This is a genomic window from Chroococcidiopsis sp. [FACHB-1243] (genome assembly GCF_014696895.1).
In the GTDB taxonomy this organism is placed as follows: domain Bacteria; phylum Cyanobacteriota; class Cyanobacteriia; order Cyanobacteriales; family Chroococcidiopsidaceae; genus Chroococcidiopsis.
This window is the reverse complement of the sequence record NZ_JACJQX010000006.1, coordinates 1-12,824: the sequence shown is the minus strand read 5'-3', so window position 1 is coordinate 12,824 and position 12,824 is coordinate 1. Positions and strand designations below refer to the sequence as shown.

The following is a 12,824-nucleotide window of genomic DNA, read 5'->3' as shown; positions in this document are numbered from 1 at the left end:
TGCACTCAGAGATAGTAGGATTGCGGATAAAGTCTACGTAAGAGTAGCTTAATAAAATACTAAAAATATTTTTGTTTTACAAAAATCTACCGAAATTTTTAAGGAAGTGTTATCCTCCAAACGTGGGTATTGCGTGAGGAGTCAGGAGTAAAAATTTTTATGCTAAAGCAAAATTATAAACGCGATCGCCAAAATAAAACAAATATACTATCAAATAGCAACTCGCAACTCGATCTTCCCGCTACAGCTTTATTTGGTACGGATGGCATTCGGGGACGAGTAGGAGATTTACTCGATGAAGCTTTGGCTTGGCAGGTAGGTTTCTGGACGGGTCAAGTTTTACAGCAGCAGACTGATAACGATCTCAGTCCGGTTATCGTGGGGCAAGACTCCAGAAATTCGAGTGAAATGCTAGCAACTGCCTTATCTCAAGGTCTTGTAGCTGCGGGACTAGATGTTTGGCATATCGGTCTATGTCCGACTCCTGGCGTTGCCTATCTCACCAGTGCCAGCAATGCTACAGGTGGAGTCATGATTTCTGCCAGCCACAACCCTCCAGAAGACAATGGAATTAAAATTTTTGGCAGCAATGGCGCTAAACTTTCTCAACCCTTACAAGAAGCAATTGAAGCAGGGATCAGAGGAAAGGCAGTACCAACCTCTATTCAAGGTCAGGGATATTATGTTCGGCGACCGGAGTTAGTTCAGAAATACGTCGAATCTTTAAAAGTACCGCTATCACCCAATAATGGCGATTTTAGCGGAATGCGTGTCGTGTTAGACCTAGCTTGGGGGGCAGCAGTCGGATTAGCGCCGAGTTTATTCCGCGATCTAGGTGCAGAGGTAATTTGTTTGCACGATCGACCCGATGGCGATCGCATTAACGTCAACTGCGGTTCCACTCACCTCGGACTGCTGAAAACAACTGTAAACCAAAATTCAGCCCACCTGGGATTTGCCTTTGATGGGGATGCCGACCGAGTGCTAGCAGTCGATTGTCAAGGTAGACCTGTAGATGGCGATTACATCCTTTACTTATGGGGTCAAACCTTGCGACAAGCGCAAAAGTTGCCAGATAATTTGATTATTTCTACTGTGATGGCAAACTTGGGTTTCGAGCGGGCGTGGCAAAAGCAAGGTGGTAAACTGATTCGGACGGCTGTAGGCGACCAATACGTACAAGCAGAAATGGTACGAACTGGAGGTATGTTAGGCGGAGAACAGTCAGGACATATCCTTTGCCGTCACTATGGTATTGCTGGGGATGGTTTATTAACTGCCCTCCACTTAGCTGCATTGGTTAGACAGGCAGGGGTATCTTTAACCCAATTAGTAGACCAAAGCTTTCAAACCTATCCGCAACTATTACGCAACGTGCGAGTTGAAAACCGCGATCGCCGCATGAATTGGCAACAGTGCGAACCCCTACAAAATGCGATCGCGCAAGCCGAAGCTGCAATGGGCGATCGCGGTCGCATCCTCGTCCGCGCCTCCGGTACGGAACCCGTAATCCGCGTCATGGTCGAAGCTGCCTGTAGCGAACTCACTCACCATTGGACGGAGACTTTAGTTTCTGCCGTTGAAAAACACGTTGCGGCGTAAGTGTAGAGACGTTACATGTAACGTCTCTACACCGATCGCGTAAAAACTTTTTGGGGTCTAGCTAGTGCTGCTAGACCCCTACAACGTCGGTTGGATTTAATTCGTTCAAAGCAGACTCAATTAATGCACAACAACTAAGGTGAACAACTCTTGGATCTCTAGCATAGTTGCGTCTTTCCAGACCGTAGGTTGGCTACCTTCACTCTTGAGTGATTTACCTATTGGTCTATGCTTGAGCAATCGCAAGTGGGCTTTTGACAGGGGACACTAGGTCATTGCCCGATAGATTTGTTTTTTGTTTTTGTTTGTGTCCTATGTATCTAAAACTAGCACTGCTATCTTCTTACCACAACCTACTATTTACTAAAATTAAAAAGTTGTGAAATTTCTCCAAGTTTTCGCAATATTAGGTAAGACTAACAATCAACCATCAACCATTTAAACATCAAAATTCCACATAACAGGGTTTTCATCTAAACGATCGGTGACGCTTGTGCCGATCGCGTCAATTTCCTGCAACTCTTCCGGCGAGAGATAGACATCTGCGGCTTTAGCATTAGCAACGGCTTGTTCGGCGTTCCTCGCCCCCACGATCGCATTTGTCTGCGGTTGGGCAATTAACCAAGCGATCGCTAAATTAGCTAACGAGACTTGATGTTTTTCGGCAATTGGGCGCAGTCGATCTAAAGCTTGTTGCGCCCGCACGTAATTTTCTCCCTGGAACAACCGATTTTGATTGCGATGATCGTCAGGATGAAATTTGTGTTCGCGTCCGAATTTTCCTGTCAGCAACCCTTGCGCTAAAGGAGAGTAGGCGAGGATAGAAATATTATTTTCTACACAATAGGGCGTGAGATCTTTTTCTGCCCAGCGCCAGAACAGAGAATAAGGTGGTTGAACGCTATCGATCCGCCCGTATTGGGCTGCTTCTGCTAGTTGGGTACGGGAAAAATTAGAAACGCCGATCGCCCGAATTTTACCCTGCTGTTTCAATGTATTTAAAGCACTCATCGTCTCTTCTATCGGTACGACTTCACTTTTATACGAACCAGAGGGCCAGTGAATTTGGTAGAGATCGATATAATCTGTATTGAGATTTTGCAGCGATCGCTCGCACGCTTCGATAACTTGGTCGTGTTTTAAATGATTAGAAAACACCTTCGTTGCATAAACCACACGATCGCGCACGTCAGAGAGGGCTTGTGCAACGATTTGTTCTGAATGCCCTTTTCCGTAAACTTCCGCCGTATCTACAGTCGTAATCCCAGCCTCAAATGCTGTCCGGATCGCTTTGATAGTTTCGGCATCCTCTATCCCTACCCACATAGCCTTACCAGCTTGCCAGGTTCCCATAATCACGGGAGTAATTTTAATCTCCGATGTCCCAAGCGATCGCAATTCCATGCCAATCTCCCAAGTTCTAAAGTTCAGGTATGAAGTTCTGTATAGATTTTAAAAGCCTGACACAGATCGTGCTTACACCTATAGTCAGTTGTCAGCCATCAGTGATCGGCGATCGATTATCAGTGACATCTTTTCACGCACCACCCAACTACCAACTACCAACTACCAATTACCAATTACCACTCTTTCCCCAGTTGTGATAGGCTATTGCGCATTAATAGTGTCTAGAGGCTGAGAGGATAAAAAAATGAGGGTAGGACTGTTATTCGGTGGACGATCTGGGGAACATGAGGTGTCAATTAATTCGGCAAGGGCGATCGCTAAAGCCATCTCAACCGGAGAAAACCGAAATAAGTACGAGCTACTCCCATTTTATATCCAGAAAGACGGGCGCTGGCTGGCAGGACAAGCATCTCACAAGGTTTTAGAGTCGGGGGTTCCTATACTCACAACGGCTGATTCTGTTGCTTCTCAGTCTCAGTTAGGTGGATGGGAAGATGAGGAGATGAAAAATAGCAGCCAACTAAACAACTTCCACGATGCAAAAATGCTCGATTGCATCCCTGCTTCTTTACCCCAAGTTGCATCTGTTGATGTTTGGTTTCCAATCTTACATGGACCCAATGGAGAAGATGGGACGGTGCAAGGACTGCTGAAATTAATGCAAGTTCCCTTTGTTGGTTCTGGTGTTTTGGGTTCGGCGCTGGGAATGGATAAAATCGCGATGAAGATGGCATTTGCTCAAGCAGGATTACCGCAGGTGAAGTACGTCGCCGTCAATCGCTCTCAAATCTGGTCAAATCCGTGCGTATTCCCCAAACTTTGCGATCGCATTGAAGAAACTGTGGGTTATCCCTGTTTTGTCAAGCCTGCTAACTTGGGTTCTTCAGTTGGAATTAGTAAAGTGCGATCGCGAGCGGAATTAGAAACTGCTCTTGACAACGCTGCTAGCTACGATCGCCGGATAATTGTCGAAGCTGGCGTGGTTGCAAGAGAGCTAGAATGTGCGGTTTTAGGTAATGATGAACCCAAAGCCTCAGTAGTGGGCGAAATTACTTACCAAAGCGATTTTTACGATTACGAAACCAAATACAGTGCAGGGATGGCAGATATTATAATTCCCGCCGCCATTTCAGAAGCTGTTGCCGCTCAAATTCAGCAAATGTCTCTCGAAGCTTTTGCAGCCGTCGATGCTGCGGGATTGGCTAGAGTAGACTTTTTCTATACCGAAAGCGGCGAAGTCTTAATCAATGAAATTAATACTATTCCTGGTTTTACTGCGACTAGTATGTATCCCATGATGTGGGAAAAAAGCGGTATTCCCTTTCCAGAATTAGTCGATCGATTAATTCAATTAGCTTTAGAAAGAAATAGTTGACAGTTATCAGTGTAGAGACCTTACATGTAACGTCTCTACAAATTTATCAACATGTAACGTCTCTACAAATTTATCAGTTATCAGTGACTTACAACCTACAAGTTCTTCTCACGCACCACGCACCACTTTCTTTCTCACTACTCACTTTTTTCTAATGCAGCATCAAAACAGTTCGCAACAAACTATTGCTAAGCCTCTTGTTTTAGATGATGAAACTGAAACAGTTAAAGTTGAAAAACAACGAAAGAAAATAGCTAATTCATATTTTCTTCGAGAACTGATTCAGCGCCATCCAAGGTTGGTTTTGCTTGGAGTTAGTGCTTTTTTATTATTCGCTATTTACTCTTCTATCACGAGTATATTTCAGATTGGCGTTTTGAAAGAAGAAACTGGAACGACATCTGTAGTTACTACAAATCTACCAAGTTCTTCACCTGCATCATCTGATGACGATAATTCTTTGTCTTCTTGGTTACTAGGTGCAGTGACTCTAGGCGCTGCTGTAGGTGGAGTTGCGATCGCCAAGCGTTTGTCTAAGTCATCGTCGGATTTGTCTCAATTTTTCTTACAATTTCACTCTTCTCCTCAGCAACAATTTTCGCCATTGCGAGAATCAATTCTCAGTCTTTCCTCCCTTAAACTTTCAGAACCGAAACCGACTTGGGTAGAATCTTCTATGGAGACAGAATCGGAGTTAAATATCCATTTAGAAACAGACGAATTTACTATTTTGATAGAAGAAGATTCATTAGACGATGGAAAAGAAAACTTTTTAGAGACGCTAGAACTAACACCAGAAGAGAAAAATCTTATCTTTGAAAATATTGTTTTTCATCAGAGATCGGAATTATCTTCAGTAGAAGATATCTCCCCTTCTGAAACTGAATCGAATTCAGTACCAGAAAATGATGTATACTCTCCTTGTAGTAGATCTTTAGCAGAAATGTTAGATCTGCGTCAGAAACTTTCTCTAGCAACACTGTTAGAAATTGACAAATAACAGCCTTAGTTCCCGATCTCCTCATGTCTGCCACACTAAAAGAATTCTTGGAAGCCTGCGAAAGCCTCTCCACGCTGCGGATCATTGTCACTAGCAGCGCGGGTGTTTTAGAAGTCCGCAGTAAGTTACAAAAGCTATTCTATGCTGAATTACCCAAAGGAAAATATGCAAATATGCACGCCGAAGACTTTGAATTTCACTTGAATATGGATGAAATTCAGCAAGTTAAGTTCGAGACTGGGGAAGCGAAACGAGGTAATTTTACAACATATGCAATTCGATTATTAGACAAACAAAATCAGCCTGCTTTGAGTTTATTTCTACAATGGGGCAAACCAGGAGAATACGAACCTGGACAGGTAGAAACTTGGCATTCCTTACGAGAAAAGTACGGTGAAGTATGGGAACCAGTACCAGTTGAAAGTTTGTAAGTGTTGAAAAACTTTCTCGTGAAAAAAATTTTGCTGCTATCCCTAACTCTAGTCTTATTCTTATTCTGGATAGGTGAAGCTAATGCCGGACAATTAAGCGATCGCATTGCGACCTTTCCTAAGTGGGATAATAAGCCTACGGTACAGGTTGCATCTGGCGATTTAGTCTATCCAGAGTGGATGGCAGGAACTTGGATGGTAAAAAAAGTACTTTAGTTGATTTGGTTGCTCCTTTAGCCCCAGAAATTACTACCCCTGGATTTGAAGGTAATCGGCGTTATTTGAACCAATCAGTCCAGTTTCAAGTCAAATTTATCAAACAAAACTTACTCGGACAGCCCTCAAAGTTAATTCCCCAGCCTGTGAAGGTAAAATCGGCTGTGGTAGCAGATCGAGCTTTTAATGGTCTAAGTCTAGCAAGAGCATATTTGGGCGATCGCACCGTGAAAGCAGTAAAAGTCGATCCAGACTCGCCTAACCGTCAGATTACCTTATTACAGGGCGATCGCCAACTCATTTCGATTGTGACTGGTCGTACTACAGAAGTGACAGCAGAGAATGGATATGTTACTACAGAAATATTCGGGCAGCAATTTCGCGGTAATAGGGTGCGTCCCTATTTCAACCAAGTAGAATCGACAACCGCATATCACTACGTACCCAATTCTACTGTTAAAATTGTCGCCGACCAGTTTACGGCTGTTTATCTATCTGCTCAAGATCCAGATTACTTTAAAGCGGGCGATCGCCCCGTTGCTCTCTATCGCTACCGCTTGGAATTTTCCCCACAAACCGATCTTTAAAAGCGGCTTCTCTTGCGTCGTCTGGCGATCGCTTTGCGCTTGCGCTTTTCAATTGGAGTTTCAAAGTGGCGCAGCCGTCTTAAATCTGGGAAAATTCCAGCCTTCGAGACTTGACGCTTAAACCTACGTAATGCCGATTCTATATTTTCATTTTCACCCACAACCACTTGGGTCATAGTATTTCCTCCTAAACTTGCGTTGACGATCGGGCAATTGCACTTCCTCTGAAAAGAGTTTATGCTAAATTGCCCAATCAAACTGGTACACTCCTGACAGTGAGTGCAAGACTGACATTGAACTTCAAGCTATCCAGCTAAATTACAGTAGCAAGTTCTGTCGGAAATGCTAATGCATTCGATCGAAATTGGAAATTCTGCTCTAATTGTAACTGTCTACTTTCGTCTCAAAGGAATTTAGTAGCGATTGCGCGAGTAACCACCGCCGCCACCGCCGCGATTATTTCCCCAGCTACCACCACGGCTCTTTTCTTCGCGCGGTCTAGCCTTATTGACCTTAAGTTCTCTGCCCATCCACTCAGCACCGTCTAAAGCTTCTATCGCTGCTGCTTCCGCTGCTTCTGTTTCCATTTCTACAAAAGCGAAACCGCGCGGACGACCAGTTTCTCTATCGGTGGGTAGTTGCACCCGCTTTACGGTGCCATATTCGCTAAATACTTTGCTGAGTTCTTCTTCTGCGACTTGATAAGACAAGTTTCCTACGTATACTGACATTGCGTCCCTCACTGTGTTGTCGAAGTACTTCCGGAGAGGCGCTTGTGAATAATTGAACAAACACTACCACCGAATCTACTTTTCTTTTAGTAGACTAACACAATATTGACTGGGAGCAATGTTGACTTCGAGCAAGTCTCAATTTGACTTAACAAACATATAACATTGCCGCTCGATCGCCACAACTCAACTTTTGTAGTATATTGTAGTATAGGTTTCCCAGTAGCACCGTGCTAAAGAGTTCGGCTCCCAAGCATTATGGCGAAATTTCAAGACTTATTCAAATATTATCGTCCCTGGCGGACGATCGCCCTGTTTAGCATTGCCGCAGCCTGTTTTTTCGAGATTGTCGATTTAGTAGTTCCTTATGCAATCGGGCAGATTTTAAACGTACTATCTAACCAACCCTTAGATCGTCCCATCCAAGAAGCAATCGCTGCCATCTCTCAACTGACTTATTTGCCACGCGATCGCTTTCTATCTTTAATTGTACTGATGGGTTTGATTTTTGCCGTCACTGTTGGCAAAGGTCCAACGCAAATGTGGTTAAGTGGTTGGTTTCACTGGGATATAGCCTTGCGATCGCGTCAGTATCACACGCGAAAAGCGATCGCTAAAATTCTGACTCTACCGTTAGAATTTTACGATGTAAATAACCCTGGTAGAATCTCCGGTCGAGTAGCCAGAGGATTAAGCAATCATACTTGGACATATCCAGAGATAGCCGGACAGTTAATTCCTAAACTGTTTCGCGTTCTGGGAATTTTTGTAGTGATTTGGTTTATTGAGTGGCGTATTGCTGTTTTATTTCTAATTTCGTTTGTCGTTATTCTCGGTCTTAGTCTCAAAGATTTAACCCGGTTGATTAAACAAGAAGAACGACTCGATCAGTATATGGAAAATACCGAAAGTCGAACTTCAGAAATCATTACTAACATTAAAACAGTCAAAGCTTTTGCTACCGAAGGTTTAGAATTGAAACGTCAGCATCAACGCCTCAATCGCGAGCTAAAAGTCGTACTATTTCGCATTCATTTAGGTTATGTAAAACTAGGAACTTGGCAAAAAGCTGTCATTCAATTATGCGTTTTTGGCGTATTGGGATTAACGCTCAGATCCACAATTCAAGGACAAATTTCGCTCGGACACTTTATCACAACATTGACTGTTTCTAGTATGGCTTATGCAGAGTTAGAACCGATTAGCAACTTTGCCGAAATTTTTGCCCGTCGGTATGCTTCTATGATGCGACTGCATGAGTTTATGCAACACCCCATAGGTAAAGATGCTGGCAGTCTAGAGACTTCATCTGATGTAACTCAATATCGTTTTACCGGCAAATTAGAATTAGCTAGCGTTACTTTCGGCTACGATCCGCTACGTCCGGTATTGAAAGAGATTGACTTGTCGATTGAACCTTATCAAACAGTAGCATTAGTAGGGCGATCGGGTTCGGGCAAATCTACTTTGGTTAAACTACTGTATCGCTATTTTGAACCAAACGCAGGACGCATCTTGCTAGATGGGCGAGATATTCGGCAATTTGATATTGCAGCTTACCGCAGACGGTTGGCGATCGTGCATCAAGAGGTGGACGTATTCAATGGTAGTTTGATCGATAACCTAATTTATGGCAATCGTAGTGCTAGTTTTGAGGAAGTAGAACAAGCCTGTGCGATCGCCCGTTTAGATGAAGTTATCGCGCAATTACCTGAAAGATATTTTACTGTAGTAGGTGAGAGGGGCGTGCGCTTATCTGGCGGACAGAGACAGCGCTTAGGAATTGCCAGAGCATTGTTAGTAAACCCAGACATTCTAATTTTTGACGAGGCTACCTCTAGCCTGGATTACGAATCAGAGCGATCGATTCAGCTAGCCATGCGCTCCATTCTCGGTACTCGCACTACCATCATTATCGCCCACCGCCTCAGTACAGTGCGGGAAGCAGACAAAATTGTCGTTCTCGATCGCGGTAGGATTGCGGAAGTTGGCAGTCATACAGAGTTATTAAACCACGCCGGAATTTACCACCGTCTGCATTCTTTGCAAGAAACTGGAGAATTGCTCACATAAGCCTTGTCATCTCAGATAGCTCATGTTAATATAGTGAATCGGTGGATTCAATGGGTCGATGCCCGAGCGGTTAATGGGGGCGGACTGTAAATCCGTTGGCTAAGCCTACGCTGGTTCAAATCCAGCTCGGCCCATATCCACAACAAGAATAAGTTTGCCCGTGTAGCTCAGTGGTAGAGCACACCCTTGGTAAGGGTGAGGTCATGAGTTCAATCCTCATCACGGGCTTCGAGTAAAACCCTCTCCAGTAGAGGGTTTTCGCGTTTTTAGGGGTGGTTGAGGAGGATCGACCATTCTCAATAAGGGTACTAGTTTGGGTCAATTTTGGTTGTTTTGGAGCAAAAAGTGGTAGAGAATTGGTAGACAGATTTAGATCGGTTTTACAGGAATCTTCCCTCCATGACAGCACTTGAGGATAATGGTAGCCAAGTTGGTAGACGAGCCAAAGCCTCAAAAGGGACAGTCAAGATTGAAAATGATAAGGGTTGGTTGAGGCTGCGGTTTAGTTTTCAAGGTAGAAGATATGCATTTCCCTTAGCTTGCCTGACACCAAGACAAATCGTACAGTCGCTGAACACAAGGTGAGGCAGATTGAGCTTGACATTCTCAGTGGCAACTTTGACCCCAGCTTGAAAAAATACAAGCCCGAACGACAGGATGATGCCTACAAAGAAGGGCGACTGACAGTAGTAGTCTTGTTTAGACAGTTTTTGGAATACAAAGCTAAGGAAGTCAGTCCTAAGACGATGGAGAAGTACAAGGCAACCCTTGGTTATATATCTAGGTTTTTTCTAGATAAACCAGTAGAGTTTTTAAGCGAAAAAGACGTTGATGCATTTGCCAAGTGGCAGTCGGGGCAGGAATTATCAGCCGTACAAGTTAAACGTAGGCTAGAAGAATTGGAAGCTTGCTGGAAATGGCACAAGGCAGAATACAATCCTTGGGCTATATGTGCTGACAGAATTAAAATTCCACCTAAGCAACTGCCCAAACCGTTTACAAAAGAAGAATTAACAGCGATCGTACAGGCATTCAGAACAGATCGGTACTATCATCACTACACCGATTACGTAGAATTTTTGTTTGGCACTGGTTGCCGCACAGGTGAAGCTATTGGGCTACGCTGGAAGCACGTATCAGATGATTGTAACCGTCTGGATAGGAGAAATCGTTACCCGTGGAGCGCGTAAGTCTGCTAAAAAAAATCGAGCTAGAACCATTACCCTCTCTGCCAAAATACAGAATTTGCTACTTTCTCGGCGACCAAGCAATCCAAGTCCTGACGATCTAGTTTTTACATCTCCTACTGGTAAGGCAATAGACGATCGTAACTTTAGAAATCGAGCCTGGGTGACTGTTTTAACTCGCTTAGGGATCGATTATCGCAAGCCTTACAATACTCGTCACACCTTGATTAGTCATGCACTAGATTTAGGCATGAATCCCGTCACAGTTGCTCAGCTCACGGGGCATGATGTGGAAACACTTTATAAAAACTATGCAGGTAACGTTAATAGTCGCCCAGTTTTACCAGAATTGTAAATTATTTACGTGAGTGTACTACTAACAGCTTTTCCCGTAGTACAAATAAACGATTCGGCACTCATCTTAGCGTGTTCTTGCTATATTCTTTGTAAGACCTACGATTAACTCATCCCCAAAGCTTTCATAGCAGCCATAACTGGATCGCTGTAAAAAATTGGATCGACCCGCTCTATAATATCTGCTGATACTTCTAGAAAATGCCGCTTATTTTCAACTGGGATCAATGCCCACCGCGCCCCATTATCCATTCCTAGTTGTAGTGGTTCAGCTAAAGAACGAACTGCTTTGATATTACCTTGAATGCTGAGATCGCCTAAAATTAGCAATCCCGATCGCACGGATCGCTTTTGGATTGCAGAATACAAGGCTACTAATAAACCAATACCAACTTCACAAGAAACGCGATTGGTGAGAAGATCGATCGCCTCAATGTGAAAATCAGTTGTGACGACAGCTTGAGCGATACCCATGTTGGCTTTAAGCCATGTCATCGCGGATTACATCTGGCATGGGTGCAAATAAATGTGAAGAGCGTACCATGACTTCAACAGGCTGATTTGTGTTACCAAACATTGCCATAGACTCACATCTTGCACCTAGTAATTTGAATGTCTATTCCTTGCGTGTAGCACAGTGGTCGTAAACGCTCAATCTCTAGTAAAAGCAAAAACAAAACTAACTGCGGTAAGAAAGCCTGTAGTGCTAAAAGAGCAGCATGTCCCCAATCAGGTGCATCTGTAGAGTTATGTAGATAAATACGCCCAATGTGCCAGCAAATAAGCAATCATTGATAGTACCAGCCAACGGTAGACTCCCAAAACAGTACCCTGACCAAAACGATGTAAACCGAAACGATGCTTGGCAGTTTTGAACCAGCCTTCGATTTGCCATCGACGCTTTCCCCACCAATTGATAGTGCTTGGCTTGAGAGCTTTTGTAGAAAGGACAAAGCGTTTGTCTAATTTCCCGTTCTCGCGCTTGAGATAGTACCATGACAGGGATACAGGAAATTTTATTCCAACTAGTCTTACCTGTTGCCCTCGTTTGTACAACTGTGCCACAATGCGTCCATCTTCTAGGAGCGCGGTCACAACGCACACCAGCAATAGCGTGATATTTTAACTGGCGGATACCATGTAAAAATTCAATGCTACCGAAGGCAGTATCTACTAGAATCATCACCTGAAAATGTTGCGTTAGTGCTTTGGGCAAGCTTTGTACCAGTTTTAGTCCTAGTTGTGCTGGTGAAGGGGTCTCTTTACCTCGATCAACGCGAAAATTCCAAGGTACACGCCAACGCCCTACAACCAAATACAGTACTACTAGGTGTAATCCCCGCTTGCTATTGTATACCCGTATTAGCTCGTTGAGCGCTTTGAATTTGCCTCGTTTCTCTAGTGTCGTCAAGTCGATGATGACTTGTAAAATCGGTTTACGTCCTTTTCGACGCTGTGATAGCACTTGTTGGAGAACAATTTGTCTAGTCGCACGAATCAGTCGCCGTGTTGACCAGGGATACACGCTCTCGAAATCGACTCAAAGCACTGGCAGACTTAACTTGACATTGCTGCGGTAAGGGATGTCCCTGCGCTTGCAAAAACAAACCGAGTAAACCTTGTAGGCTATCTCGTTGGTAGTGACTCGGCATCAAACTCAGTAGGGTGTAGACTAGCCCTTGTCCCGCGCTTCAGAATAGTTGACATCGTTCTTGCATTCAATTGGTTTCACGCCCTTTTCTCTCATCTTTTGAGATTTGGTGCAAGATCTGAGCCTCTAACTAGCGCGACGACGCGCCAGCAAAAGATAAAAGAAACAAAGTCCCAGAATGTTTTCAAGCCAATAAATCTTACACTTGAG

13 protein-coding genes, 2 tRNA genes and 2 pseudogenes are annotated in these 12,824 nt (G+C 43.9%); 12 read left to right on the top strand and 5 right to left on the bottom strand.

Features of this window, described 5'->3' with window-relative positions:
- Window positions 1–159: 159 nt before the first annotated feature.
- Complete coding sequence (gene glmM, locus H6G17_RS06085) at window positions 160–1,602, top strand: phosphoglucosamine mutase (protein ID WP_192155165.1); 1,443 nt, start codon at window positions 160–162, stop codon at window positions 1,600–1,602.
- Between the two features lie 438 nt (window positions 1,603–2,040).
- Here glmM and H6G17_RS06080 read toward each other — a convergent pair whose 3' ends face one another.
- Window positions 2,041–3,006: an aldo/keto reductase gene (locus H6G17_RS06080; protein ID WP_192155163.1), complete on the bottom strand. Its 966-nt coding sequence runs from the start codon at window positions 3,004–3,006 to the stop codon at window positions 2,041–2,043.
- Window positions 3,007–3,035: 29 nt separating this feature from the next.
- On the opposite strand from H6G17_RS06080, the gene H6G17_RS33120 reads away from it, so the two are divergent.
- The 5 genes and pseudogenes from H6G17_RS33120 to H6G17_RS06060 all read left to right on the top strand — a co-directional run bounded on the left by H6G17_RS33120 (window position 3,036) and on the right by H6G17_RS06060 (window position 6,618).
- A complete protein-coding gene (locus tag H6G17_RS33120; RefSeq protein ID WP_206757145.1) occupies window positions 3,036–3,206 on the top strand; it encodes a hypothetical protein in 171 nt (56 codons plus the stop codon).
- A 47-nt stretch (window positions 3,207–3,253) separates the two neighbouring features.
- Window positions 3,254–4,384: a D-alanine--D-alanine ligase family protein gene (locus H6G17_RS06075; RefSeq protein ID WP_192155161.1), complete on the top strand. Its 1,131-nt coding sequence runs from the start codon at window positions 3,254–3,256 to the stop codon at window positions 4,382–4,384.
- A 154-nt stretch (window positions 4,385–4,538) separates the two neighbouring features.
- Window positions 4,539–5,384, top strand: a complete 846-nt coding sequence (locus H6G17_RS06070) for a hypothetical protein (protein ID WP_192155159.1) — start codon at window positions 4,539–4,541, stop codon at window positions 5,382–5,384.
- A gap of 23 nt (window positions 5,385–5,407) precedes the next feature.
- A complete protein-coding gene (locus H6G17_RS06065; protein WP_192155157.1) occupies window positions 5,408–5,815 on the top strand; it encodes a ChuX/HutX family heme-like substrate-binding protein in 408 nt (135 codons plus the stop codon).
- Window positions 5,816–6,618 (top strand): annotated as a pseudogene (locus H6G17_RS06060) (DUF6816 family protein). It begins immediately after the preceding gene.
- Here H6G17_RS06060 and rpsU read toward each other — a convergent pair.
- Together rpsU and H6G17_RS06050 are read right to left on the bottom strand one after the other, a co-directional pair.
- Complete coding sequence (gene rpsU, locus H6G17_RS06055) at window positions 6,615–6,794, bottom strand: 30S ribosomal protein S21 (RefSeq protein ID WP_015155552.1); 180 nt, start codon at window positions 6,792–6,794, stop codon at window positions 6,615–6,617. The pseudogene H6G17_RS06060 and the gene rpsU sit on opposite strands and share 4 nt — an antisense overlap.
- Window positions 6,795–7,031: 237 nt before the next feature.
- A complete protein-coding gene (locus H6G17_RS06050) occupies window positions 7,032–7,349 on the bottom strand; it encodes an RNA-binding protein (protein WP_015155553.1) in 318 nt (105 codons plus the stop codon).
- Between the two features lie 258 nt (window positions 7,350–7,607).
- On the opposite strand from H6G17_RS06050, the gene H6G17_RS06045 reads away from it, so the two are divergent.
- The 6 genes from H6G17_RS06045 (at window position 7,608) to H6G17_RS32500 (ending at window position 10,964) form a co-directional block, all read left to right on the top strand.
- Window positions 7,608–9,422 (top strand): ABC transporter ATP-binding protein, encoded by a 1,815-nt coding sequence (locus H6G17_RS06045; protein ID WP_192155155.1) that lies wholly within the window; start codon window positions 7,608–7,610, stop codon window positions 9,420–9,422.
- Window positions 9,423–9,474: 52 nt separating this feature from the next.
- A tRNA-Tyr gene (locus H6G17_RS06040) sits at window positions 9,475–9,556 on the top strand.
- Between the two features lie 22 nt (window positions 9,557–9,578).
- A tRNA-Thr gene (locus H6G17_RS06035) sits at window positions 9,579–9,650 on the top strand.
- A gap of 171 nt (window positions 9,651–9,821) precedes the next feature.
- Window positions 9,822–10,007, top strand: coding sequence for a hypothetical protein (locus tag H6G17_RS32510; RefSeq protein WP_199316571.1), 186 nt, complete (start codon window positions 9,822–9,824; stop codon window positions 10,005–10,007).
- On the top strand, window positions 10,004–10,612 hold the full coding sequence (locus tag H6G17_RS32505; protein ID WP_347276414.1) for a site-specific integrase: 609 nt from the start codon (window positions 10,004–10,006) through the stop codon (window positions 10,610–10,612). The genes H6G17_RS32510 and H6G17_RS32505 overlap by 4 nt, the downstream gene beginning before the upstream one ends.
- Window positions 10,563–10,964 (top strand): tyrosine-type recombinase/integrase, encoded by a 402-nt coding sequence (locus H6G17_RS32500; protein ID WP_199316548.1) that lies wholly within the window; start codon window positions 10,563–10,565, stop codon window positions 10,962–10,964. Before H6G17_RS32505 ends, H6G17_RS32500 begins: the two co-directional genes overlap by 50 nt.
- 104 nt (window positions 10,965–11,068) lie before the next feature.
- Here H6G17_RS32500 and H6G17_RS06025 read toward each other — a convergent pair whose 3' ends face one another.
- Window positions 11,069–11,458, bottom strand: coding sequence for a S16 family serine protease (locus H6G17_RS06025; protein ID WP_192155153.1), 390 nt, complete (start codon window positions 11,456–11,458; stop codon window positions 11,069–11,071).
- 92 nt (window positions 11,459–11,550) lie between these two features.
- A pseudogene (locus tag H6G17_RS06015) lies at window positions 11,551–12,615 on the bottom strand (transposase).
- Window positions 12,616–12,824: the final 209 nt, after the last annotated feature.

Excerpts from the sequence above, each read along its gene's own strand:
- glmM (WP_192155165.1), top strand. The coding sequence starts at position 160 with ATGCTAAAGCAAAATTATAAACGCGATCGCCAAAATAAAACAAATATA.
- H6G17_RS06080 (WP_192155163.1), bottom strand. The coding sequence starts at position 3,006 with ATGGAATTGCGATCGCTTGGGACATCGGAGATTAAAATTACTCCCGTG.
- H6G17_RS33120 (WP_206757145.1), top strand. The coding sequence starts at position 3,036 with ATGAAGTTCTGTATAGATTTTAAAAGCCTGACACAGATCGTGCTTACA.
- H6G17_RS06075 (WP_192155161.1), top strand. The coding sequence starts at position 3,254 with ATGAGGGTAGGACTGTTATTCGGTGGACGATCTGGGGAACATGAGGTG.
- H6G17_RS06070 (WP_192155159.1), top strand. The coding sequence starts at position 4,539 with ATGCAGCATCAAAACAGTTCGCAACAAACTATTGCTAAGCCTCTTGTT.
- H6G17_RS06065 (WP_192155157.1), top strand. The coding sequence starts at position 5,408 with ATGTCTGCCACACTAAAAGAATTCTTGGAAGCCTGCGAAAGCCTCTCC.
- rpsU (WP_015155552.1), bottom strand. The coding sequence starts at position 6,794 with ATGACCCAAGTGGTTGTGGGTGAAAATGAAAATATAGAATCGGCATTA.
- H6G17_RS06050 (WP_015155553.1), bottom strand. The coding sequence starts at position 7,349 with ATGTCAGTATACGTAGGAAACTTGTCTTATCAAGTCGCAGAAGAAGAA.
- H6G17_RS06045 (WP_192155155.1), top strand. The coding sequence starts at position 7,608 with ATGGCGAAATTTCAAGACTTATTCAAATATTATCGTCCCTGGCGGACG.
- H6G17_RS32510 (WP_199316571.1), top strand. The coding sequence starts at position 9,822 with ATGACAGCACTTGAGGATAATGGTAGCCAAGTTGGTAGACGAGCCAAA.
- H6G17_RS32500 (WP_199316548.1), top strand. The coding sequence starts at position 10,563 with ATGATTGTAACCGTCTGGATAGGAGAAATCGTTACCCGTGGAGCGCGT.
- H6G17_RS06025 (WP_192155153.1), bottom strand. The coding sequence starts at position 11,458 with ATGACATGGCTTAAAGCCAACATGGGTATCGCTCAAGCTGTCGTCACA.